The 22421-nt window shown below is 71.8% G+C and carries 19 protein-coding genes and 1 tRNA gene; 10 read left to right on the forward strand and 10 right to left on the reverse strand.

All coding sequences use genetic code 11. From position 1 onward, the window contains the following. Positions 1-65: 65 nt before the first annotated feature. Genes HNR16_RS11895 through HNR16_RS11905 form a run of 3 tightly spaced genes read right to left on the reverse strand, consistent with a single transcriptional unit; the run spans position 66 to position 5794 of the window. Positions 66-2255, reverse strand: coding sequence for a YhgE/Pip domain-containing protein (locus tag HNR16_RS11895; RefSeq protein WP_158040023.1), 2190 nt, complete (start codon positions 2253-2255; stop codon positions 66-68). Beyond that, positions 2252-5197: an MMPL family transporter gene (locus tag HNR16_RS11900; protein ID WP_158040022.1), complete on the reverse strand. Its 2946-nt coding sequence runs from the start codon at positions 5195-5197 to the stop codon at positions 2252-2254. Before HNR16_RS11900 ends, HNR16_RS11895 begins: the two co-directional genes overlap by 4 nt. 36 nt (positions 5198-5233) lie before the next feature. Continuing rightward, positions 5234-5794: a TetR/AcrR family transcriptional regulator gene (locus HNR16_RS11905; RefSeq protein WP_158040021.1), complete on the reverse strand. Its 561-nt coding sequence runs from the start codon at positions 5792-5794 to the stop codon at positions 5234-5236. 117 nt (positions 5795-5911) lie between these two features. Between HNR16_RS11905 and HNR16_RS11910 the strand changes: the two genes are divergently transcribed. Together HNR16_RS11910 and HNR16_RS11915 are read left to right on the forward strand one after the other, a co-directional pair. After that, on the forward strand, positions 5912-6106 hold the full coding sequence (locus HNR16_RS11910; RefSeq protein ID WP_158040020.1) for an aminoacyl-histidine dipeptidase: 195 nt from the start codon (positions 5912-5914) through the stop codon (positions 6104-6106). A gap of 137 nt (positions 6107-6243) precedes the next feature. Then, complete coding sequence (locus tag HNR16_RS11915) at positions 6244-7068, forward strand: hypothetical protein (protein ID WP_158040019.1); 825 nt, start codon at positions 6244-6246, stop codon at positions 7066-7068. 94 nt (positions 7069-7162) lie between these two features. On the opposite strand, the gene HNR16_RS11920 is transcribed toward HNR16_RS11915, so the two are convergent. Next, positions 7163-7858 (reverse strand): vitamin K epoxide reductase family protein, encoded by a 696-nt coding sequence (locus HNR16_RS11920; RefSeq protein ID WP_158040018.1) that lies wholly within the window; start codon positions 7856-7858, stop codon positions 7163-7165. Then, positions 7855-8667: a DsbA family protein gene (locus HNR16_RS11925; RefSeq protein WP_158040017.1), complete on the reverse strand. Its 813-nt coding sequence runs from the start codon at positions 8665-8667 to the stop codon at positions 7855-7857. The genes HNR16_RS11920 and HNR16_RS11925 overlap by 4 nt, the downstream gene beginning before the upstream one ends. Positions 8668-8786: 119 nt before the next feature. Between HNR16_RS11925 and HNR16_RS11930 the strand changes: the two genes are divergently transcribed. Then, complete coding sequence (locus HNR16_RS11930; protein ID WP_158040016.1) at positions 8787-10073, forward strand: MFS transporter; 1287 nt, start codon at positions 8787-8789, stop codon at positions 10071-10073. 30 nt (positions 10074-10103) lie between these two features. On the opposite strand, the gene HNR16_RS11935 is transcribed toward HNR16_RS11930, so the two are convergent. After that, a complete protein-coding gene (locus tag HNR16_RS11935; RefSeq protein WP_179558229.1) occupies positions 10104-11399 on the reverse strand; it encodes a D-arabinono-1,4-lactone oxidase in 1296 nt (431 codons plus the stop codon). A 142-nt stretch (positions 11400-11541) separates the two neighbouring features. Then, entirely contained in the window at positions 11542-12246 is a 705-nt protein-coding gene (locus HNR16_RS11940) for a GntR family transcriptional regulator (protein ID WP_158040014.1), read from the reverse strand. Between the two features lie 248 nt (positions 12247-12494). Here HNR16_RS11940 and HNR16_RS11945 point away from each other — a divergent pair, with 248 nt between their 5' ends. The 5 genes from HNR16_RS11945 to HNR16_RS11965 are packed head-to-tail and all read left to right on the forward strand — an operon-like array spanning position 12495 to position 18868. Then, on the forward strand, positions 12495-13781 hold the full coding sequence (locus HNR16_RS11945; protein WP_158040013.1) for an NRAMP family divalent metal transporter: 1287 nt from the start codon (positions 12495-12497) through the stop codon (positions 13779-13781). Positions 13782-13819: 38 nt separating this feature from the next. After that, positions 13820-14593: a LamB/YcsF family protein gene (locus tag HNR16_RS11950; protein WP_158040012.1), complete on the forward strand. Its 774-nt coding sequence runs from the start codon at positions 13820-13822 to the stop codon at positions 14591-14593. Continuing rightward, positions 14590-16275: a 5-oxoprolinase subunit B/C family protein gene (locus HNR16_RS18860; RefSeq protein ID WP_225737807.1), complete on the forward strand. Its 1686-nt coding sequence runs from the start codon at positions 14590-14592 to the stop codon at positions 16273-16275. Before HNR16_RS11950 ends, HNR16_RS18860 begins: the two co-directional genes overlap by 4 nt. Further along, positions 16272-18023, forward strand: a complete 1752-nt coding sequence (locus HNR16_RS11960; protein WP_218868441.1) for an acetyl/propionyl/methylcrotonyl-CoA carboxylase subunit alpha — start codon at positions 16272-16274, stop codon at positions 18021-18023. Before HNR16_RS18860 ends, HNR16_RS11960 begins: the two co-directional genes overlap by 4 nt. Beyond that, positions 18020-18868, forward strand: coding sequence for a putative hydro-lyase (locus tag HNR16_RS11965; protein WP_158040011.1), 849 nt, complete (start codon positions 18020-18022; stop codon positions 18866-18868). Before HNR16_RS11960 ends, HNR16_RS11965 begins: the two co-directional genes overlap by 4 nt. A gap of 102 nt (positions 18869-18970) precedes the next feature. On the opposite strand, the gene HNR16_RS11970 is transcribed toward HNR16_RS11965, so the two are convergent. Continuing rightward, positions 18971-19046 (reverse strand) — tRNA-Lys (locus HNR16_RS11970). Positions 19047-19171: 125 nt separating this feature from the next. On the opposite strand from HNR16_RS11970, the gene HNR16_RS11975 reads away from it, so the two are divergent. Beyond that, positions 19172-19660 carry a peroxiredoxin gene (locus HNR16_RS11975; RefSeq protein WP_158040010.1) on the forward strand — a complete coding sequence of 163 codons (489 nt, stop codon included), beginning with the start codon at positions 19172-19174 and terminating at the stop codon, positions 19658-19660. Positions 19661-19762: 102 nt separating this feature from the next. On the opposite strand, the gene HNR16_RS11980 is transcribed toward HNR16_RS11975, so the two are convergent. Then, positions 19763-20185, reverse strand: a complete 423-nt coding sequence (locus HNR16_RS11980) for a hypothetical protein (protein ID WP_158040009.1) — start codon at positions 20183-20185, stop codon at positions 19763-19765. 203 nt (positions 20186-20388) lie between these two features. Between HNR16_RS11980 and HNR16_RS11985 the strand changes: the two genes are divergently transcribed. Beyond that, positions 20389-20637 (forward strand): WhiB family transcriptional regulator, encoded by a 249-nt coding sequence (locus HNR16_RS11985; protein ID WP_158040008.1) that lies wholly within the window; start codon positions 20389-20391, stop codon positions 20635-20637. 182 nt (positions 20638-20819) lie between these two features. Here the strand turns inward: HNR16_RS11985 and HNR16_RS11990 are convergent, their stop codons facing one another. After that, the gene (locus tag HNR16_RS11990) at positions 20820-22361 is read right to left on the reverse strand and encodes a sensor histidine kinase (protein WP_158040007.1); all 1542 of its coding nucleotides are present in this window, start codon (positions 22359-22361) and stop codon (positions 20820-20822) included. Between the last annotated feature and the right edge of the window lie 60 nt (positions 22362-22421).

Genomic DNA, 22421 nt, shown 5'->3' on the forward strand with positions numbered 1-22421 from the left:
CACCCCTCCCCCGTCACACTCGGCACATCGACGTCATATTCGGTCTCGGTCCTCGCTCACGTCCGTCACGCGGCGTTCGTGACGGCCAGGGAACGCAGATCGACGACGCGCGCGAGCGTGGTCGCGCGGCGCCGACCGATCACGATCCCGGCGGCGGCGAGCGCGATCACGCCGATGAGCGCGATCGAGAGCAGCGCCTGCGCGATCGACCCCCCGGCACCGCCCGCGTAGACGAGCTGCAGCCCGGCCGACGCGTGGGCGAGCGGCGAGACGACCGCGAGCGCGTCGAGCCACGACGCACGGAACTCCATCGGCACGAAGCCGCGGACGGCGAGCACCTGCACGGCGAGGAACGCGAGCGACGCGATCGCCCCCGACCGGCGGCCCCAGAGGGCGACGAAGAGGACGTGGAGACCGGCTACCGCGCCCGCGAGGAGCAGGCCGACCGTCATGGTGCCGAGGATCGCGGCGGCCGGCACACCGGCCCAGACGTGCCCGATGATCGTGACGAGGACGGCCACGACGGCGACGGGGAGGGCGAGCTTGCGCAGGGCGCGACCGAGCAGTCGCGCGTTCGTGCCGGTCGAGGCGAGTTCGTCGCGCGTGACCGTGCGGCGCAGCAGCATCGTGACGAGGGCCGCGAGCCATACGATGAGCGGCAGCACGATCGCGAGGAGCATCCCACCGAAGCCCGGCGAATGCTGCGACACGAGGGTCGCCACGACCGGGTTCGCGAGCGCCTCGCCGTAGCGCGTCGGGTCGCCGAGCGCATCGCGCGCCTCGTCCGCGCCCGAACGGAGCCCGGTCGACAGGTCGCCCGCACCGCCCGCGAGTTGCGTCATGCCGTTCCGCAGCTCGGGGTTGCTCGCCGCGAGCTGGGACTGGCCGTCGCTCAGCAGCACGAGCCCGCTCGACAGTTCGCTCGCGCCCGTCTCGAGCTCGGTGCCCGCGGTCGACAGCGTCCCGGCGCCCGAGGTGAGCGTGGTGCCGCCGTCGGTGAGTTCCGTGCCTCCCGAACGCAATTGCTCGCCGGCCGCGATGAGCTGCTGCGCGCCCGACACGGCACCGTTCACGATGTCCGGCAGCATGGGGAGGATCGGCACGATCTGGCGGAGCTGGTTGCCGAGATCCGCACCGAACACCGCGTCGAGGACGGACTTCGCCTCGGTCGCGCCACCCGCGAGCTCGTCGACCTGCCCGACGCAGGTCGCGCGGTCCGCCTCCTCGGGGAGCATGGCGCACGAGGCCCGCAGGCTCTCGGCCGTCGCCTCGGCGTTCGCGAGCGCGGGCTCGACGCTCTCGTCGTACGTCGTCTTGGCCTGGTCGTACGCGTCGGCCGCTGCCTCGACCTGCGGGCCAGACGCGGCGACCGTGGCGAGCTGGTCCGCCGGGATCGCCGAACCGGCCTCCACGATCGTGCCCGCGAGCGAGTCGACACCGGCCGTGTACTCGCCGACCCCGCTCACGTAGGTGCTGACACCGGACGTGTACGTCGAGACGCCGCTCGAGAGCTCACCGACGCCCTCGGTGTACTGGGTCACCCCGTCGGCGAGCTGCCCGGCCCCCTCGGCGGAGGCGGCGAGGCCGTCGGTGATCTGCTGCTGCCCCTGGCTGTACGTGTCGAAACCCGTCCCGAGCTGGTTCGCGCCGGACTGCAGTTGCGTGGCACCGTCGGCGGCCTCGTCGAGCGCGTCGCCGGTCTGCGCGAATCCCTCGGCGAGGCCGATCGCGACCATCTGGGTGATCTCGGTGCCGAACGCCGCGGTGAGCGCGGAGGTGAGCGACGAGGCCGCCTGACCCGCGAGGTAGTCGTGCGCCTGGTCGGTCGTGACCGAGATGTTCGCGGGCGTCGGCTCGTTCGTGCCGAGCGAGACGACGGAGGCGGAGAAATCGGACGGGATCGTGACGACGACGTACGCGTCGCCGCTCGCGAGCGCGGCCTCGGCGGTCTCGGCGTTCGCGAGCCCCCACGAAAAGCCGTAGGCGTTCTCGGGCTCGGCGAGGGCGGTGACGAGCAGGCGACCGGCGACGACGGGCGTGGTCGTCCCGTCGGCGGCGGTCTGCTCGACCATCTGGTCCTCGTTCACGATGAGGGCGGGGAGCGCACTCGTCCGGGCGTCGGCCCCGCTCGTGCCCGCCAGGTAGGCGATCGCGACGAGGACGGGAACGATGATCGCCGTGAGGATGTTGCGCACGCGCCGATTCCGGATCGTGTTCGGGGCGGCGGACTCAGTGTGGAGGATCCGGCTGCTCATCGCAGGGCGTCCTTTCGCTCGGTCGTGCTGGACGTGATGGGGTCGCCGATCGTGAGTGCGGCGAGGGTGCGTCGCGGCCCCGCCATGGCGGCGTCGACGGCGGCGAGATCGAGCCCGGGCGGCACGCCGACGACGATCGTCGTCGCGTCGGGTGCGAGTTCGGCGATCGCCCTGGCGATTCGGCCCACGAGCTCGCCCGAAGCGGGCAGCTCCGCGAGGTGGTTGGCGTCGACGACGAGGAGGTCGGGGCCCTCCGCGAGCGCGAGGCCCGCGAGGACGACGGCTCGCGCGACGGGGTCGAGGGTGCCGACGGCCGTCGTGGTCGTGACGCGATCGGCCGCTCCCCCGGCCGTCGTGACGGCCGCACGGATGCGGGCGACGCGCGCTCGGACGGCGGCGTCGCTCGCCGGGAGCGACCACATCGAGCGTGCGGCGCGTTCGTGCTCGCGCACGAGGTCGCCGAGCGACAGCTCGAAGTCGCGGTCCTCGAGGTCGCTCAGATCGGCGATCGCGACGAGGCCGCGCACGCTCGACTCGTCACCGGGGACCGTGTGGCCGAGCACCTGGAGCCGCCCGGAGACGGGCGCGAGGCGAGCCTGGATCGTCGCGGCGACGACGCGCCTGGCGGGTTCGGGACCGACGAGGAAGAGCACGCCGCCGCGCGAGATCTCGCCCGAGACCGGGCCGATGCGGTGCTGCTCGTCGCCCACGACGAGCTCGTCGAGCGCGAGCGCCGCACGCTCCGAGCTGCCCTGCGCCCACTCGACCCCGGAGCGGTAGGTGCGTAGGTGCTCGCCCTCGATGTCGAGGTCGGGCAGTCGCTTCGCGAGCCAGCGCGGGAGCCACCACGCGGCCTTGCCCATGAGCGCCATGAGCGCGGGCACGAGGGTCATGCGGACGAGGAACGCGTCGAACGCGATGCCCGCGGCGAGGCCGAGGGCGATCGCCTTGATGACGCCCGCCCCCTCGGGGACGAACGCGGCGAACACGAAGAACATGATGAGGGCTGCCGCGGTGACGACGCGCGCGCCCTGGGCGAACCCGAACTCGATCGCCTGTTTCGGCGGGGCGCCGCGCACGTAGGCCTCGCGCATGCCCGAGACGAGGAACACCTCGTAGTCCATCGCGAGCCCGAAGATGATCGCGAGGAGCAGGATCGGCATGAACGAGATGATCGGCCCCGGCACGATGTGCAGCGCGTCCGCGAACCAGCCCCACTGGAAGATCGCGACGACGACGCCGAAGGCGGCGAACACCGACAGGAGGAAGCTGAGCGCGGCCTTGAGCGGCACGAGCACCGAGCGGAACACCATCATGAGCAGCAGGAACGACAGCCCCACGACGACACCCGCGAACGGCAGGAGCGCCTGGTCGAGCCGGTCGGAGATGTCGATCGCGACCGCGGTGTAGCCCGTGACGGAGATCTGCATGCCGGTCTCGTCGAGCAGCGTCCCCTCGAGGCCGCGGATGCCGTTGACGACGTCGAGCGTCGCGGGATCGGTCGGGCCTGTCTCGGGCACGACCTGCAGGATCGCGGAGTCGACGGTCGGGTTCGGCAGCGCGTCGCCCGTCGTCTTCACGCCGGGCACGCTGCGGACCTCGTCCCGCACGGCCGCGAGGTCGTCGAGGAGGGTGTCGTCGTCGGCGCGCGTGAGATCGATCATGACGAGCAGCGGGCCGTTCGAGCCCGCCCCGAAGTGCTCGCTGATCGCGTCGTACGCGTCGCGGGCGTCGGTGCCCGGGTTCTGCGCGGCCCCCGAGGGCAGCGCGAGCTGGAGCGAGAGGGCGGGGATCGCGAGCGTCCCGAGCACGCCCGCGACGAGCACGACGAACACGATCGGGGCACGCAGGACGAAGCGCACCCAGCGGCGCCCCATGGACGGCCGCTCGTCGGCGCCCGTCTCGCGCTTCGCGGCGCGCGAGCCGGGCTTCGGGACGAGGCGCCCCTTCGCGAGCCCGAGGAACGCGGGCAGCAGGGTGACCGCCGCCGCCATCGCGACGAACACCGCGACGGCCGCCGCGATGCCCATGACCGAGAGGAACGGGATGCCCACGATGAGGAGCCCCGCGAGCGCGATCATGACCGTGACCCCCGCGAACAGCACGGCGCTTCCCGCCGTGCCGACCGCCGTCGAGGCGGACTCCTCCGGGTCGACGCCGTTCGCGAGCTGGTGGCGGTGGCGCGACAGCACGAACAGGGCGTAGTCGATGCCGACCGCGATGCCGATCATGACCGCGAGCAGCGGGGTGGCGCTCGAGACCGTGATGAACTTCGCGACGAACAGGATGCCGCCCATCGAGACACCGATCGCGATGATCGCCGTTCCGAGGGGCATGCCCGCGGCCAGGACGGAGCCGAACGTCACGACGAGCACGACGGCCGCGAACACGACACCGAACACCTCGGTCACGGTGAGTCCGTACTCGAGCTCCTGATAGACCTCGCCACCGAAGCTCACGTCGAAACCGTCCGCCGTGAGCGACTCGCCCTCCGACCGGACCTGCTCGAGCAGTCCCTCGGGGAGCGCGTCGGCGGTCGTCGAGAACTGGACGGAGATGATCGCGGCGCGCCCGTCCTCGGAGAGGCTGTCGGTCGCGTACTCGGAGTACGGGGAGAGCGCCTGCTCGACGCCGTCGAACCCGTCGATGTGCTCGGCGACGGCCTCGATCTCGGCGCGTGCGTCCGCATCGTGGACGTCGACGCCCCCGGGCGCGACCACGACGACGCTGGCCGACGCACCCGCGACCTCGGGGAACACCTGGTCGAGGCGGTCGAGCGCCTCCTGCGACTCGGTGCCGGGGATCGCGAACGATTCCTTGAGCGTGCCGCCGAACCCGAGGCCGAGGCCGAGGGCGATCGCGAGCAGGAGCAGCCAGCCGCCGATGACGGCCCACGGCCTGCGGTACGAACCGCGGCCGAGTCGGAAGAGGAGGAGTGCCACGCTGATCCTTTCGGGAGTGAGCCCCTGGGCGTCCGGTCAGTCGATGGAGGCGATCGCGACGATCGCCCCGATGAACCGTTCGCGCAGCTCCTCGTCGAGCGGCACGGACTCGCGCTCGGCCCGGTGGGCCGACGCGATGCAGTAGGCGACGCCGCTGAACGCGATGTCGATGCGCAGCTGCCGGTCGGAGTCCGGTGCGGCGCCGAGGGACAGCTCGACGAGTCCGTCGATGAGCTCGTTCGCGCGTCGCACGAGCGGCTGCTCGGCGAGCGTGGACGCGCGGTTGATGAACAGGTCGACCTCGTCGAGGTGGTCGAAGAGGAACTCGACGAACACGCGCGCGATGTGGTCGGGATCACGCAGGTGCGGATCTGCCCGCAGCCGGCCGATGAGGCGCTCGAAGTCCTCGACGCCGGGCCCGACGGCCGCGTCGAAGAGGCCCTGCTTGGAACCGAAGTGGTAGAGGACGTTCGCCTTCGTGTAGCCGACCGCGTCGGCGACATCCTGGAGCGACGTCGCCTCGTACCCGTGGCGCGCGAACAACTGCAGCGACGCGCGCCGCATCTCGACCGCCGGGTCGGTTCTCGTTTCCTGCACCGGAACATCGTACCTGACCGCGCGGATAGGATCTAACCGATCGGTCAGACCGGACACTCACGGAACCGCCCCGACGGGCCGCTACGCTTGTGGCCACGAATCGACCTGGAGGTCCCAATGCGGAAATTCCTGATGAACGGTGCCGTCCTTTCCTCGATCTTCGCCGTGGTGCCCGTCATCCGGCGCACCTCCACGTCCCACCGCCGCTGGGCCGTCGCCCTGCTGTGGATCGGTTGGGGGATCGGCGTCGCCGTCGCGATCGCCGGCGTGCTCGACGACGCGGACGACGAACACGACGCCCTCGAGAGCTGACGACCGGGTCGGACGGGATCGTGGCGTGACCGAATCGACACCCGCACAATCACCCGACCCGCGGCGTGTCAGCGAGACCGTTGACGACACGCCGAGAACACTGGTCGGCATGGATACCGGCGAGGAGAGGAGCGGCCGTGTTCGGATGGCTTCGTAAGCGGCGCCGCCCCGCTGATCAGACGGACGCGGTCGAGCAGAGCGAGGTGGTCGACGACGCGGTCCCCGTGCTCGCGGCGGACCCGACCCCCGAACCGCCGGCACCGCTCGTCGCAGCCCCGGCACTGCGGCCGTCGATGCCGTTGAACGTCCGGCCAAACGTGGTCGGCGTCGGACTGCCGCCCGGCGAACACGCGGCGCCGCGACTCCTCGAGCCGGCAGCCGCCCTGACGCCGGAGGCGCGCGAGGAACTCACGGCCCTCATGACCGACATGTTCGGCGCGCGCGGCCGCTACCGGCTGGAGTGGCGTGCCGATCGGGCGGCGGGTGACGACGCGATGTTCTCCGAGATCATGGTCGCCGACCTCGTGCGACGCATCCAGAACTCCATCGCGGTCGTCGCGGAACTCGAGCAGCCCGAGCCGTTCCTCGCCATCGAGGCGAAGCCGGAGGGCGGCGACGCGGAGCCCGAGCACATCGAGGCGGCACACACCGACGCACCCCCCGAGGGCACCGGGACGCCGGGCGACGACGCGGACGTGACGCCCGAGGACCCGGAGCCCAACGATTCGCACGACACCGAGGCCGCACCGGGCGAGGACGCGCCCGCAGCGGACGACGACCACACCGATGACGCCGCGGCCACCGCGCCCGCCGACGGTGCGGAGGCCGCGCGCATGAAGGCCATCGAGGCCTTCTTCTCGCCGCCCCAGACGCTCGAGGACATCGCGGCGGCGCTGCAGCCCGATCCCGAGCGCCTGCACGACGACTCGTCCGAGGTCGAGGGCGACCGCCGCATCGCCTGAGCTGCGGAACGCGAGACGAACGCCGTGGGCCCCGGATCATCCGATCCGGGGCCCACGGCGTTCGTCTCGCTTCACGCGTGCACGAGCGTGTGCGTCAGGCGAGCACGAGCTGGATCGTGCTCCACATGCCGGCGACGATGACGCCGACGATGACGAGGTACCAGAGCACGACGATCGTCCAGGCGTAGGGCGCGAGCCCCCTCCCGATGCGGACGCCACGAGCGCCGAGGTGCCCGTGCGTGAGGTTGAAGAGCGTCCCGAAGACGACGAGCGGGATGGTCGTCGACCAGATGATCATGCACCAGATGCAGAGCCGCGCGAGCTCGAAGACGCTGAACCACTGCAGGAACGTGATGAGCGCGGCCGCGCCCACGAGTCCGACCTGGAACCCGATCCAGAACCAGGGGCGGAACCGGGCGCCCGCGAACGATCCCATGCCCACGACGATCGGAACGGCGAAGGCCGCGAGCCCGATGATGATGTTCGGGAAGCCGAGGATGTGGGCCGCCCACGACCCCATCGCGGGACCGCACGTGACGAAGAGGTTGACGTCGCACACGAGCGCCGCGGTGGGGTCCTGGAGCTTGTGGATGTACTCGACCGTGAGCGAGGCGCTCGCGAACAGGCCGATCGCGCCGCACACGACGAGGAGCCACGCGAGGTTGCGGGGCTCGCGGAAGAACCAGGGCAGCTCCTCGACGTGCCGGTCGTCGGCGTCCCGCTCGGACGACGCCACCGCCGCCTCGCCCTCGTTCGCGCGTTCTCGCGCGGTGCGCTGGGTGCGGCTCATGCCGCGGGTGCCTGCACGGTGCCACCGTTCGCGTTCACGAGCTCGTAGAGCTGCGCCGCGGTGGGGATATCGGACTGCATCGCGCCGTTCACGGCGACGCTCGGGGTGCCGGAGACCTCGCTGTCGCGAGCGAGCTGCGTCGCCTTCGTGATGAGGCGGACGTAGTCGCCGGACTGGACGGCCGCCACGGCCTCGGGGTTCGTGACGCCGATCGAGGGCAGCAGGGCCGCGTAGTCGGCCGCACCCCAGTTCTGCTGCGTCTCGGCGGGCACCGAGTAGAACGCGTCGACGGCCGCGAGGTAGTTCGCGGGGTCGTAGGCCGCGATCGCGAGGAGTGCGCCGCCCGCCTGCGCGCCGTACGGTGCGACGTAGTTGATGGCGTGGTAGTTCACCTTGGCCTGGCCGGTCGCGATGAGGTCGGTGAACGTCGGGCCGACCTGCGCGTGGTAGTCGATGCAGTGCGGGCACGAGATGTCGAAGTAGAGGTCGATCGTGACGGGCGCCGTCGGCTGACCGATCGTGACGACACCGTTCTCACCCGTCACGACGGGCTCCTCGCTCGCCTCACCCGTCACCGTCGAGGTGACCGTCGTCGTGGCCTGCGCGCCCGCGAACTGCGGCGCCGGGAAGAACAGCTGCTGCCCCCACAGGGCCCCGCCGACGATCAGGGCGATGACCACGACGGCGCCGACGATGATGCCCACCTGTGCGAAGATGCGCTTGCGCCGCTTCGTCGCCTGCTCCTGACGACGGATGGCGTTGGCCTCCTCCCGGAGCCGACGGACGTGGTCGCGGTCTTTCTCAGCCATGCGGTGATGCTCTTCCTCGGATGCAGGTGCGGGCGGATCGGGGCCCGATCGATTGTACGTGCAACCGACGGTCCGCCGCGGTGCGACCGCCGGGAGCGCCACGCGTGTAGCGTGCAGCCATGGCCGCCACGTTCCGTTCCCTGCGAGAGCGGAACTACCGACTCTGGTTCGCGGGCTCGCTCGCGTCGAACGTCGGCACGTGGATGCAGCGAACGGCGCAGGACTGGATCGTGCTCACGGAGCTCACCGACAACGATGCGACGGCCGTCGGGATCACGATGGCGCTCCAGTTCGGTCCGCAGCTCCTGCTCGCCCCGTACGCGGGCCTCCTCGCCGATCGGTTCCCGAAGCGCCGCCTGCTGCTGTGCACGCAGATCGCCTCGGGCGTGCTCGCGCTCGGGCTGGGGCTGCTCGTCGTGTCGGGGACGGCGCAACTGTGGATGGTCTACTGCTTCGCGCTCGCGCTCGGGGTCGTCGCATCGCTCGATGCGCCCGCCCGCCAGTCGTTCGTCTCCGAGATCGTCGACCGCGAGCTGCTGTCGAACGCGATCGCGCTCAACTCCACCTCCTTCAATTCCGCCCGGCTCGTCGGCCCTGCCATCGCGGGCCTCCTCACGGTCGCGGTCGGCGCGGGGCCCGTGTTCCTCATCAACGCGGCCACGTTCGCGTTCACGATCGTCGCGCTCGTCGCGATGCGCGGCGGCGAGCTGCATCCGGCACCGCGCCAGCCGCGGGCGCGCGGGCAGATCCGGGAGGGCCTGCGCTATGTCGCGGGACGACCCGACCTGATCGCGGTACTCGTCGCGATCTTCGTGTTCGGCATGCTCGGGCTCAACTTCGCGATCTTCACCTCGACGATGGCGACGATCGGCTTCGGCCTGCAGGCCGACGCGTTCGGCCTGCTCAACTCGGTCATCGCGATCGGCTCGCTCTCGGGCGCCCTCGTCGCGGCGCGCCGCACGCATGCGCGGTTCCGCTCCTTCATCGTGTCGCTCGTCGCGTTCGGCGTCTTCTGCGCGATCGCGGCGGCCATGCCCTGGTACTGGCTGTTCGCGATCGCGCTCGTCCCCGTCGGCTTCTGCTCGATCACGGCGATGAACACCGCGAACGCGCTCGTGCAGGAGCGCATCGATCCCGCCGTCCGTGGCCGGGTCATGGCGCTGTACATGGCGATCCTCATGGGCGGCACGCCGATCGGCGCACCGCTCATGGGCTGGTTCGTCGAGCTCGTCGGGCCACGCTGGACGCTCGCGATCGGGGGCGCGTCGGGCGTCGTCGCGGCGCTGCTCGCGATCGCGATCCTCCGCAGGGCCGGCCAGGTGCGCTGGCGCGACTTCCCGTGGCTGCACCGGCCGCCCCACGACGAACCCGTCGTGCCCGACGACCGGGCGGTCAACCCGGATTGACGCGGCCCGCTCGCCGACCGGGCGCCCGCCTCAGTGCCCGAGGACGCGCTGCAGGTAGCCGTTCGTGAAGCGCAGATCCGGGTCGAGACGCTCACGGGCATGGTGGAAGTCACTGAAACGCGAGACGACGTGCGCGAACTCGGCGGCGCGCACGGTGTGCACCATGCCCCAGTGCGGCAGGCCGCCGTTCGCGAGGAACAGCTCTTCGGCGGGCGTGAACGTGGAGCGCGGGTCGACGCCCGAGGGGACGCTGATCATGATGCGACCGACCTCGCGGCCGTACGCGGTCGAGAGCCAGTTGTCGTCGGCGGGCGCGACGGACAGGCGCACGATGCTCGGCGCGAGGACGCCCCGCAGCCGCTCGTCGAGCTCGCGCACGACCCCGACGAGGTCGTCGAGCGGGAACGAGTACTCCATCGTGACGACGGGGAGCGTCGGCCGGGCGGCGAGTCCGCTCACGGGTCCCGCGAGCATCTCGCCCGTGGGGTGCAGCAGGTTGCCGACCGCGTTGATGGCCGGCACGAGCGCGGGCACGGCCTTCGCGAGACCGATGACGAGGCCGTCGCGCACGGCGGCGATACCGCGCACGCCGCGGCCGGGCTCCGGCTCGTCACCCACGTCGCCGACCTCACGGTTGAGGCGACGCACGAAGGCCTCGCCCGTGTGCGGGCGCCAGCGGACGGCGAAGTGGTGGGAGGCGCGGGCCCGCTCGACGAACGAGTCGAGCACAGGACGCAGGCGCTCGCGCGATTCGTCGCTGCGGACGCGGAAGGTGGGAACGACGGGCACGACGACCTCGGCGAACACGCCGAGCGCCCCGAGGGAGAGCCGCAGGGCGGGCCAGAGTTCGGCGTTGCGCCGGTCGCTGACGCGCACGGCGCCGCCGTCGGCCGTGACGAGGGTCGCCTCGAGGAGCTGGCTCGAGACGGACGGCGCGTGCAGGCTCGTGCCGTGCGATCCCGTGGCCATGGCCCCGGCGAGCGTGACGGCAGGATCGCTCGAGGGGTTCACGAGCGCGAGCCCCTCGGCCTCGAGGAGCGCCGAGGCCTCCGCGACGGTCGTGCCCGCACCGAATGTGGCGGTGCCCGCGTCGCGGTCGATGGCGCGCAGCCCGCGCAGGCCGCGGGTGTCGACGAGCACCTCGGGTGCGGCGGCGATCGCGTTGGTCGAGAACCCGGCACCGACGGGCCGCACGCGCTCACCGCGCTCCGCGGCACGCACGACCGCGAGACGCAGCTCCTCGGTCGATTGCGGTCGTTCGATGCGCGTGGGGAACGCCCTGGCCGATCGTCCCCAGTTGCTCCATTGCTCCGTCGAACCGGTCACGTCCGAGCCTCCCTGTTTCGCGCGCCCGTCGCGGGCGTCGCCGATCGTCGGCACTCCCATTCTGTCGGTCCGCGTCGTGTTCTGCGCAATCCACACCGGGGAGCCGGGTGGGGAGCCCCTCGTCGTCCCTCGCCGCGGCCGATCACGCGCCGGGCGACGGTGACGCGTTCCCCTGGCGTTCGTATCCCGCGAGGATGATGCGCTCGGCGAGCAGGAGGTACTCCTCGAACCGCTCGGCCGCGCGCCCGGCCTCGCCGCGTTCGAGGAGGTCGACGATCTCCTCGTTGCGATCGAGGAACGGCGCGTGCAGGTACGCCGGGTCGTCGAGGATGCCGAAGGCGAGGCGCAGCTCGGTCGCGAGCCGGTCGTACAGTTCGCCGAGTCGGGGACTGTCGGTGAGCTCGAACACGGCGCGGTGGAACCGGATGTTCGCGGTCGCGATCTCGAGCCAGTCGTCCGTCTCGCGTGCCGCGAGCGCGGCGTCGACCGCGGCACGCATCCGCGCGATGGCGGGGTGGCGGGGCACCGCCTGGGCGACGGCCTGCACCTCGACGAGGCGGCGGACCCGATAGATGTCGATGATCGCGCTCAGGCTCGGCACGGCGACGCAGGCGCCCTTGTTGGGGGTCTGCGTGATGAGTCCCTCGCGACTGAGCGCCGTGAGGGCCTCACGGAGCGTGTTCCGCGAGATGCCGAGGGATTCGGCGAGCTTCGTCTCGGGCGCCCGCTCCCCCGGTTTCAGCTCACCGACGAGGATCCGGCGACGGATCTCGTCGGCCGCCTCCTCGGCGCGCGACACGCCCCCGCCGCCCGAGCGGCCGGGGGCGATGTTCGACCTGCCCGACATGCCGCGATCGTACCGGAGCACGCGTTCCGGGCATCGGAGGTGTTCGGCAGAGGGCGCGGGAACGTCCGACCCGGCCCCGTTACCCCGCCGGAACATGCTCGAAATAGTTGAACAGTAGCTTTTTGGTTGTAGAACAATTCTGTTGCTTTGTTCTATCCGGCGACGTACCCTGGGCGAATCGCGCGGAGCACGTCGCTCACGCCGCGAACGGCTCCCGGTACGCAATGAAGCGAGAGGACGACCACGGTATGAGCGATCGAACGTCACCCGGAAACGACAAGGGGGACGGCGTCTCCGTCCCCGGGCCCGCGACGACGACGAGCGGCGCGGTCGGCTTCGCCCGATCGAGGCGCGCCTCGCTCATCGGCGCGATCTTCATGATGGCGACGTCCGCGATCGGCCCGGGCTTCATCACGCAGACCGCGACGTTCACCGCGAGCCTCGGCGCCGCGTTCGCGTTCGGCATCCTCGCGTCGATCGTGATCGACTTCATCGTGCAGGCGAACATCTGGCAGATCATCACGGCATCGGGCAAGCGTGCCGCGGAGCTCGCGAACGAGGCCATCCCGTTCAGCGGGTACGTGCTCTCGGTGCTCGTGATCATCGGCGGGCTCGTGTTCAACATCGGGAACATCGCCGGCGCCGGCCTCGGGCTCAACGCGATGCTCGGCCTCGATCCGAAGATCGGCGGCGCGCTCAGCGCGCTCCTCGCGATCGGCATCTTCCTGTCCCGCAAGGCCGGGCTCCTGCTCGATCGCGCGATGATCGTGTTCGGTCTCATCATGATCGGCCTCACGGTCGCCGTCGCGATCATCGCGAACCCGCCCGTGGGCGACGCGCTGCGGCAGACCGTCCTCCCCGACACGATCGACTTCGCGGCCATCACGACCATCGTGGGCGGCACCGTCGGCGGCTACATCACCTACGCGGGCGCCCACAAGCTGCTCGACTCGGGGACCGCGGGCCCGGAGCACATCAAGCAGGTCACGAACTCGGCGTTCACCGGCATCGCGATCACCGGGATCATGCGCTACGTCCTCTTCCTCGGCTTCCTCGGCGTGACCGCGAGCGGCGTCGTCCTCGATCTGTCCGGCAATCCCGCGGGCCAGGCCTTCGAGGCAGCGGCAGGCGAGTGGGGCATGCGCGCGTTCGGTCTCGTGCTCTGGGCCGCGGGCATCTCGAGCGTCATCGGCGCGGCGTTCACCTCGGTCTCCTTCATGACCGTGTTCAGCGCGAAGCTCGACCAGCGGCGGCGTGGCTGGGTGACCGTCCTGTTCATCGTCATCGGACTCGTCGCATACCTCATCATGGGCACGACGCCGGTCGCCCTGCTCGTGTTCGCGGGCGGGTTCAACGGCCTCATCCTGCCGCTCGGGTTCACGGTCTTCATGTACATCGCCTGGTTCCGGCGCGACCTGCTCGGCGGCTACCGCGTGCAATGGTGGTTGCTCGCGCTCGGCACCGCGACGACCGTGCTGACGTGGTACATGGGCGTGGTCTCGTTCACCAAGATCTTCGAGTTCCTGGCCGCATAGACAGACGATTCCGTGACCGGACGAAGGAGTGCACAGCAATGACCTCGAACGTGGATCTCAACAGCGATCTCGGCGAACACTTCGGTTCGTGGCGCATGGGCGACGACGCGGCGATGCTCGAGATCGTGACGAGCGCGAACGTCGCCTGCGGATTCCACGCGGGCGACCCGAGATCGATCCTCGAGACCCTCCGCGGTGCGGCGGCGCACGGGGTCTCGGTCGGCGCGCACGTCGCCTACCCCGACCTCGTCGGCTTCGGGCGCCGCCCGATGTCGCTCTCGCGCGACGAGCTCTTCGCCGATGTCGTCTACCAGATCGGCGCCCTCCAGGGCCTCGCGCGGGTCGCGGGCACCGGGGTCGGCTACGTGAAGCCCCACGGCGCGCTCTACAACCGCATCGCGTTCGACGAGGCCGAGGCCGCCGTCGTGATCGACGCGATCCGGGCGGTCGACGCCGAGCTCGCGCTCGTGTGCCTCGCCGGTTCGCCGCTCGTCGAGCAGGCCGAGGCGGCGGGCCTGCGGGCCGTCCCGGAGGCGTTCGCGGATCGCGCCTACGAGCCCGACGGCGCGCTCGTCTCCCGTCGCGAGGAGGGGGCGGTGCTCCACGATCCCGAGGAGGTCGCGCGGCGCATGCTCGAGCTCGTGCGCACCGGCACGCTCACGGCACGCGACGGCAGCGTCGTGGCCGTCCGCGCCGAGTCGGTGTGCGTCCACGGCGACAGCCCCGCGGCGGTCGAGATGGCGCGGGCGGTGCGCTCGGCCCTCACCGTTGGCGGCATCGACGTGTCGAGCGTTGTCCCGGCGGGCCGGTGAGCGACGTGCAGGCGAGCTTCCGCCCCGCCGGCACGGCGGGCGTCCTCATCGATTGCGGCGATCTCGACGCCGCCCTCCGCGTGTTCACCGTGCTCCGGGCCGCGCGCGACGAGGGTGCGCTCGCGGTGGGTGAGATCGTGCCCGCCGCTCGCACGGTGCTCGTCGTGGGCGGCGAGGCGCGTGACCCCCGGCGGCTCGTGCCGAAGCTGCGGCGACTCATCGAGGCGGGGGCCGCGGCGGCCGAGATCGGCACCTCGGCCACCGAGACCGTGATCCCCGTGGCCTACGAGGGCCCCGACCTCGGCGAGGTCGCCGCACTCACCGGGATGAGCGCGCAGCAGGTCATCGAGCGGCACGCCGCGAGCGAGTACACCGTCGCCTTCACGGGCTTCGCACCGGGCTTCGCGTACCTCTCGGGCGGCGACCCCGCGCTCGAGGTGCCGCGCCGCTCGACGCCGCGCTCGCGGATCGAGGCGGGCGCTGTCGGCCTCGCGGGCCCCTTCTCGGGCGTCTACCCGCGCGCGAGTCCGGGTGGCTGGCAGATCATCGGCCGCACCGACCACGCCATGTGGGACACGCGGCGCGAGCAGCCCGCCGCGCTGCTCGCGGGCGGCACCGTGCGCTTCCGACCCGAGCGCGAGCACGTGTCGGCCCGCGCCGACCGGACGCCCGAGCGGACGACTCCCCCACCGCCCGGCGCCGGCCCGGATGCCGCCACCGGGACCCCGAGCCTGCGCGTCATCGATCCGGGGCTGCAATCGCTCGTCGAGGACGCGGGCCGCCGGGGCGTGTCGGGCATGGGCGTCGGCGCCTCGGGCACGGCCGTGCCGCGAGCCCTCGGGCGCGCGAACCGTCTCGTCGGCAACCGGCCCGGCGCGGCGGCCGTCGAGCTCGCACACGGTGGGTTCGCGGTCGAGGCCGTCGCGACGACCGTGCTCGCCCTCACGGGGGCCGAACGCCGCGGCCGCGTGACCGGCCCGTCCGGCACGCGCGCGGCGCCGCACGAGACGCCCTTCCGGCTCAGCACGGGCGAGCGCCTCGAGCTCGATGCGCCGCGGCGCGGGCTGCGGACGGTCCTCGCGGTGCGGGGCGGCGTCCTCGCCCCCGCGACCCTCGGCAGCCGCTCGCGGGACACGCTCGCGGGCCTCGGCCCCGAGCCGCTCGCGGCGGGGGACGTGATCGCCGCGGGCGACGACGCGGTCGCCGCGGTCGGTGCACCCGAGCCGCCGGTCCCGACCGAGCTCCCCGCCGCGGGTGAGGAGACGACGCTGCGCGTCGTCCTCGGCCCGCGCGACGACTGGTTCGACGCGCGCGCGCTCGCGACGTTCACGGGCGAGTCGTGGGAGGTGACCCCGCGCAGCGACCGCGTCGGCGTCCGCCTCGCCGGCACCCCGCTCACGCGCGCCGAGGGATACCGCGACCGCGAGCTCCCGAGCGAGGGGATGGTGCTCGGCGCCCTCCAGGTGCCCCCGGACGGGCAGCCCGTGCTCTTCCTCGCCGATCGGCCGCTGACCGGCGGCTACCCCGTGATCGCGGTCGTCCACGACGACGACCTCGAGACGGCCGCCCAGCTCGTGCCGGGCAGCCGCATCCGTTTCACCCCGAGCGACGAGGCCGGTCGGCCCTCGACGACCGAACACCCGGGCACCGACACCGACACCGAGCAGGAGATGCCGTCATGACCATCAGCAGGATCCTCATCGCCAATCGTGGCGAGATCGCCGTCCGCGTGATCCGCGCGGCGAAGGAGGCGGAGATCGCGACCGTCGCGATCTACGCCGACGAGGACGCCGACGCCGTGCACGTGCGCCTCGCCGACGAGGCCTACGCGCTCGGTGGGCGGCTCCCCGCCGACACCTACCTCGACGCCCGGAAGATCCTCGACATCGCCGCCCGCTCGGGTGCCGACGCGGTCCACCCCGGCTACGGCTTCCTCTCGGAGCGCGCCGATTTCGCACAGGCCGTGATCGACGCGGGGCTCATCTGGATCGGTCCCGACCCCGGCACGATCGAGCTCCTCGGCGACAAGGCGCGTGCGCGCTCCCTCGCGGCCGAGGTCGGCGCCCCGCTCGTGCCGGGCACGACGGGTGCCGTGTCGGACGTCGACGAGGTGCTCGCCTTCGCCGAGGAGTTCGGGCTGCCGATCGCGATCAAGGCGGTCTTCGGCGGTGGCGGGCGCGGCATGCGCGTCGTCCGCGAGGCCGGCGACATCCGCGAGGCGTACGACGCCGCGGTGCGCGAGGCCGTCGCGGCGTTCGGCCGCGGCGACTGCCTCGTCGAGCGGTTCCTCGACCGCCCCCGGCACATCGAGGCGCAGGTACTCGGCGATCGCACCGGCCGGGTCGCCGTGATCGGCACACGGGACTGCTCGCTGCAGCGGCGCAACCAGAAGCTCGTGGAGGAGGCGCCCGCGCCCTTCCTCGACGGCGAGCTGCGCGAACGCATCCACCGCTCTGCCGCCGACGTGTGTGCGGCGGCGGGCTACGTGGGTGCGGGCACCGTCGAGTTCCTGCTCGGCGAGGACGGCACGCTCTCGTTCCTCGAGGTCAACACGCGCCTGCAGGTCGAGCACCCCGTGACCGAGGAGGTGACGGGCGTCGACCTCGTGCAGGAGCAGTTCCGCATCGCGAACGGCCAGCCGATGTCGGTGCCCGAGACGATCCCCGCGTTCGGTCACGCGATCGAGTTCCGCATCAACGCCGAGGACCCGGCGCTCGGGTACCTCCCGACCCCGGGCCTCATCACGCGCTTCGACGCCCCCGGCGGACAGGGCGTGCGGCTCGACTCCGGCGTGCGCGAGGGGTACGTCGTGCCCGGCAGCTTCGACTCGATGCTCGCGAAGCTCATCGTGCACGGCGCCGATCGCGAGCAGGCGCTCGCGCGGGCGCGGCGCGCGCTCCGCGAGTTCGTGATCGAGGGCGTCGCGACCGTGCTGCCCTTTGATCGGCACGTCGTCACCGATCCCGCGTTCACGGCACCCGACGGACGGTTCGGGGTGCACACGAGGTGGATCGAGGAGGAGTGCGACGCGACGTTCGAACCGGCAGAGGCAGTTCCGACGCCCGGTGCGCCGCGACTCGTCCGCATGCCGATCGAGATCGACGGTCGACTCGCCGAGATCGGCCTCCCCGAGTCGCTGCTGTCGCGCCTCTCGACGGCCGAGGGAACCGGCTTCGCCGGGGCCGCGGACGACGGCGCCGACGCGGAACAGGCCGATCCCGGCGCACTTCTCGCGCCCTTCGACGGCACCCTGAGCGCGTGGAAGGTCGAGGACGGCGCCGAGGTCGAGGAGAACGAGACGGTTGCCGTCGTCGAGGCGATGAAGATGGAGGTGCCCATCAGGGCGCCCCGCGCGGGAACGCTCACGCAGCTCGTCGCCGCGGGCGACGCCGTCGCGGCCGGCGCCGAGCTCGGATCGGTCGACGCATGAGCGCGCACGAGGGTCGCGACCCGGACGGGCAGGCCACGACGGCGTCCCACACCACGGCGACGCCCGAACAACTCGCGGCGGCGCGAACCGCGCGCCTCGCGTACCGGGCGGGCACCGTCGAGCCGACGAGCGGCGTCGCCCACGGTCTCGTGCAGGCGAACCTCATCGCCGTGCCCGCCGACTGGGCGGACGACGTCCTGCTGTTCGCGCAGCGGAACCCGCGCCCGTGCCCCGTGCTCGACGTGCTCGACGCGGGGAGCATGAGGTCACGCCTCGCCCCCGACGCCGATCTCCGGACGGACATCCCGGCCTACCGCGTGTGGCGCGACGGGGTCCTGACCGACGAGCTCGACGACGCCTCGGCCGCGTGGGAGGAGCACCCCGACCTGGTGTCGTTCCTGATCGGCTGCAGCTTCACGTTCGAGGCCGGTCTCGTGGACGCCGGGATCGAGATCCGGCACCGCACGCTCGGCCGCAACGTGCCCATGTACCGGACGAGCCGGGCGTGCTCCCCCGCCGGGCGTCTGCGCGGCGACCTCGTCGTGTCGATGCGGCCGATCCCGGCCGAGCGGGTGGCGGACGCCGTCCGCATCTCGGGCCGCTACCCGGCCGTCCACGGCGCCCCGGTGCACGTCGGCGATCCCGCGAGCCTCGGGGTCCGGGACCTCGCGGCGCCCGAGTTCGGTGATGCGCCCGAGATCGAGCCCGGCGAGGTGCCCGTGTTCTGGGCGTGCGGGGTGACCCCGCAATCGGCGATCATGGCCTCGAAGCCACCGTTCGCCCTGACGCACGCGCCGGGCCACATGTTCATCACCGACGTGCCGAACGCCGCCTATCTCGCGTGAGTGACTCGGCTCGTCCCGAGCGGGGGGGGCTGGACGACACGCTCACGGAACGACGCGCTCACGAAACGACGAGGCCCCGCCGTCCGAAGACGGCGGGGCCGGTGGTACGCCCCCCGGGACTTGAACCCGGAACCCGCTGATTAAGAGTCAGCTGCTCTGCCAATTGAGCTAGAGGCGCAGGCGCTCACCTCGGTGAGCGACCGGACTACCGTAGCACCGCCCCGGACGAAACGCCAATTCGTCGACGCGTGCCACGATGGACGGTGCGCTCGACCGCACGACACGACGCCACGAAGGAGCACGATGACGACCGACACCCCGATCCGGCTCGAACCGGGCACGACCGCCCCCGACTTCGATCTGCCCGCCGCCGACGGGACGCGCGTCTCGCTCGCCGGCCTCCGCGGGAAGCGCGTCGTCCTCTACACCTATCCCGAGGCGGCGACGCCCGGCTGCACGACCGAGGCGTGCGACTTCCGCGACAGCTACCGCCCGCTCATCGACGCCGGCTACACGCTCATCGGCATCTCGTCCGACAGCCCCGAGAAGAACACCGCGTTCGCCGAGGCCGAGCATCTGCCGTTCCCACTCCTGAGCGACACCGATCACGCCGTACAGACCGCGTACGGGGCATACGGCGAACGCAACAAGTACGGTCGCATCGCCGTCGGCCCGATCCGCTCGACGTTCGTCATCGACGCGGACGGCCGCATCGAGCACGCGCTCTACAACGTCCGCGCGACGGGTCACGTCGCGCGTGTCCGCAAGGTCCTCGGGCTCGACGCGGCCTGACGGTCCGCGTCGCTCCGGCTGCGCCCGCCGGCGCGCGGCCGGAGCACCCCGACACCAGGCTCGTGGGACGGCGCGAGCGCCCGACCGACGAACGCGTGCGACTCAGCGCGCGTCGAGCTCGCGGCCGTCGCGATCACGCAGCGCGCCGCGCGTCGCCGGATGGAGGACGCACACGATCGCGATCACGGCCAGCACGACGAGCACCCAGCCGATCCACGCCGCCATGTCGCCCTGCAGGATCACCCATGCGGCGCCGATCTGCAGCACCTGCCATGTGATCGTCGCGCCGCGCACCCACGCGCGCCGCTGCCAGACGCCGATCACGAGGACGACGCCGAGAGCGAACGCGAGCACCGTGAGCGCGATGAGTGCGATCGACGCGACGAGCGAGTTCGGGACGTCGACGAGCACCTCGACGACGAGCAGCACGGCCGCGCCCAGCACGGCCAGTGCCTCGAGCGCGAGGACGCCCGCGAGAAGACGGAGAGGGGCGGGTCGGGTCGGCGTCGTCGCGGGCCCGTTCATGGCACTCCCAGCTCGATCAGGCAATTCTCTCTTGTCACGCGCCCACCCCTGTGGCAGGATTTTCCTTCAGGTAGAGAGAGCTTCCCCTGGGCGCAGTTCACGTTCAGTGTAGCGCCCCCAGAGCGCGGCGAAGCTCAACGCGATGCTCCCTCACGGGGGCATTTTCTCTGCGTCTGCCTCGCACATTAAGGAGCACCCATTCAATGGACTGGCGCGATAATGCCGCTTGCCTCACGGCCGACCCCGAGCTCTTCTTCCCCGTGGGGAACACGGGCCCGGCCGTCGATCAGATCGAAGAGGCCAAGTCGGTGTGCGCATCCTGCCGGGTGACGGAAACCTGCCTGCAGTACGCCCTCGAGACCGGTCAGGACTCGGGCGTCTGGGGTGGCCTCAGTGAGGACGAGCGTCGCGCGCTCAAGCGTCGCGCCGCCCGGGCCCGTCGCGCGTCCTAGATCGCACGCCGCGAACGGCGCCCCGGTCGAGCCCAGCTCGACCGGGGCGCCGTCGTTTCGGCACACGTTGCGCGCACGACCGTTGTTCGCCGGACCGCGTTCGCCGGACCGCGGTTCACCCGACCGCGGTTCACCCGATCACGGGACGAGCCGCCGCTCGACGGTGCGGCACGGCGCACCCGTCAGTAGACGACGGTGGACTCGTCGCCGTCGAAGCCGCCCTCGGCCGGTTCGGCGCGGTTCCAGCGATTCGGGATGTCGATGCTCACGACCGTCCCGCCCTCGTCGCCCCTCCCCCACGCGATCGTCCCACCGAGCTCGCCCTCGACGAGCGTGCGCACGATCTGCGTGCCAAGGCCGGCGCCGATGCGCTCGGGCTCGACGCCCACGCCCGTGTCGCTCACGTTCACGTGCAGCCCCTCGTCGTCGCGCTCCGCGGTGACGAGCACCTCGCCCTCGCGACCGTCGAGCCCGTGCTCGACGGCGTTCGTGACGATCTCGGTGAGCGCGAGCGCGAGCGGCGTCGCATACTCGCTCGGCAGTTGCCCGAAGCTGCCGCGGAACTCGGGCCGCACGTGCGCGTCCGACGACGACACCTCGGTGATGAGCCGCATGACGCGCGTGAATACGTCGTCGAAGTCGACCTGCTGGTTGAAGCCGCCCGCGAGCGTGTCGTGCACGACCGCGATCGACGAGACGCGCCGCATCGCCTGCGTGAGCGAATCGCGTGCCTCGTCCGTGCGCGAACGGCGCGCCTGGATGCGCAGGAGCGCCGCGACCGTCTGCAGGTTGTTCTTGACGCGGTGGTGGATCTCGCGGATCGTCGCGTCCTTCGTGATGAGCTCTTGCTGCTGATGGCGCACATCCGTCGTGTCGCGGCAGAGCACGATCGCCCCGACCCGCTCACCGTCGGCACGCAGCGGGATCGCCCGCAGCGTCACCGTCACCTCGCGCGCCTCGACGTCCGTCATCCACGGCGCGCGACCCGCGACGACGAGCGGTAGCGCCTCGTCGACCGTCACGCGACCGCGCCCCTCGACGAGCGACGCGGCGACCTCGGTGAGTGACTCGCCCTCGAGCTCGCCCCCGAACCCGAGCTTGTTCATGGCGCTCAGGGCGTTCGCACTCGCGAACGTCACGATGCCCTCCGTGTCGAGACGGATGAGCCCGTCGCTCGCGCGCGGCGCGCCCCGTCGGGAGATCTGCGGAGCCTCCGGATCGGGGAAGTCACCGACCTCGATCATGCCGAACAGATCGTCGCTGCACTCGCGGAACGTCATCTCCTGGCGCGTCACCGATCGGCCGCTCGCGAGGTTCGTGTGCCGGGTGATCATGGCGATCGGCCGCTCGTCGCGCTCCTGGTGCCGCCCCCGATCCCGCATCGTGACGGGGGTCACGGTGAGCTGTGTCGGGATCTCGTCGAACCAGTCCGGCTCCGTCGAGCGCACCGCGACACCCTCCTGGTAGCCGCGCTCGAGTTCCTCGGCCCACTGCTCCCGAACGCGCTGCCCGAGCAGGTTCCGATAGAAGAGGGTGGGCGCGGACGACGGACGTCCCTGCGCGACGGCGACGAAGTCGTCGTCGGTCGTGCGCACCCAGAGCACGAGATCGGCGCACGCGAGGTCGGTGAGGAGCTGCCAATCCTTCGCGAGTTCCACGATCCATGCACGCTCGTCGTCACCGAGGGTGCTGTGGCGCTGGATCAGGGAGCTCAGACTTGACACCGTCACAGCCTACGTCGCGGTGAGAACACCACGTGCACGCGACGATCCGGCGACGTTCTC

Source organism: Pseudoclavibacter chungangensis (assembly GCF_013410545.1).
GTDB classification, from domain to species: Bacteria; Actinomycetota; Actinomycetes; order Actinomycetales; family Microbacteriaceae; genus Pseudoclavibacter; species Pseudoclavibacter chungangensis.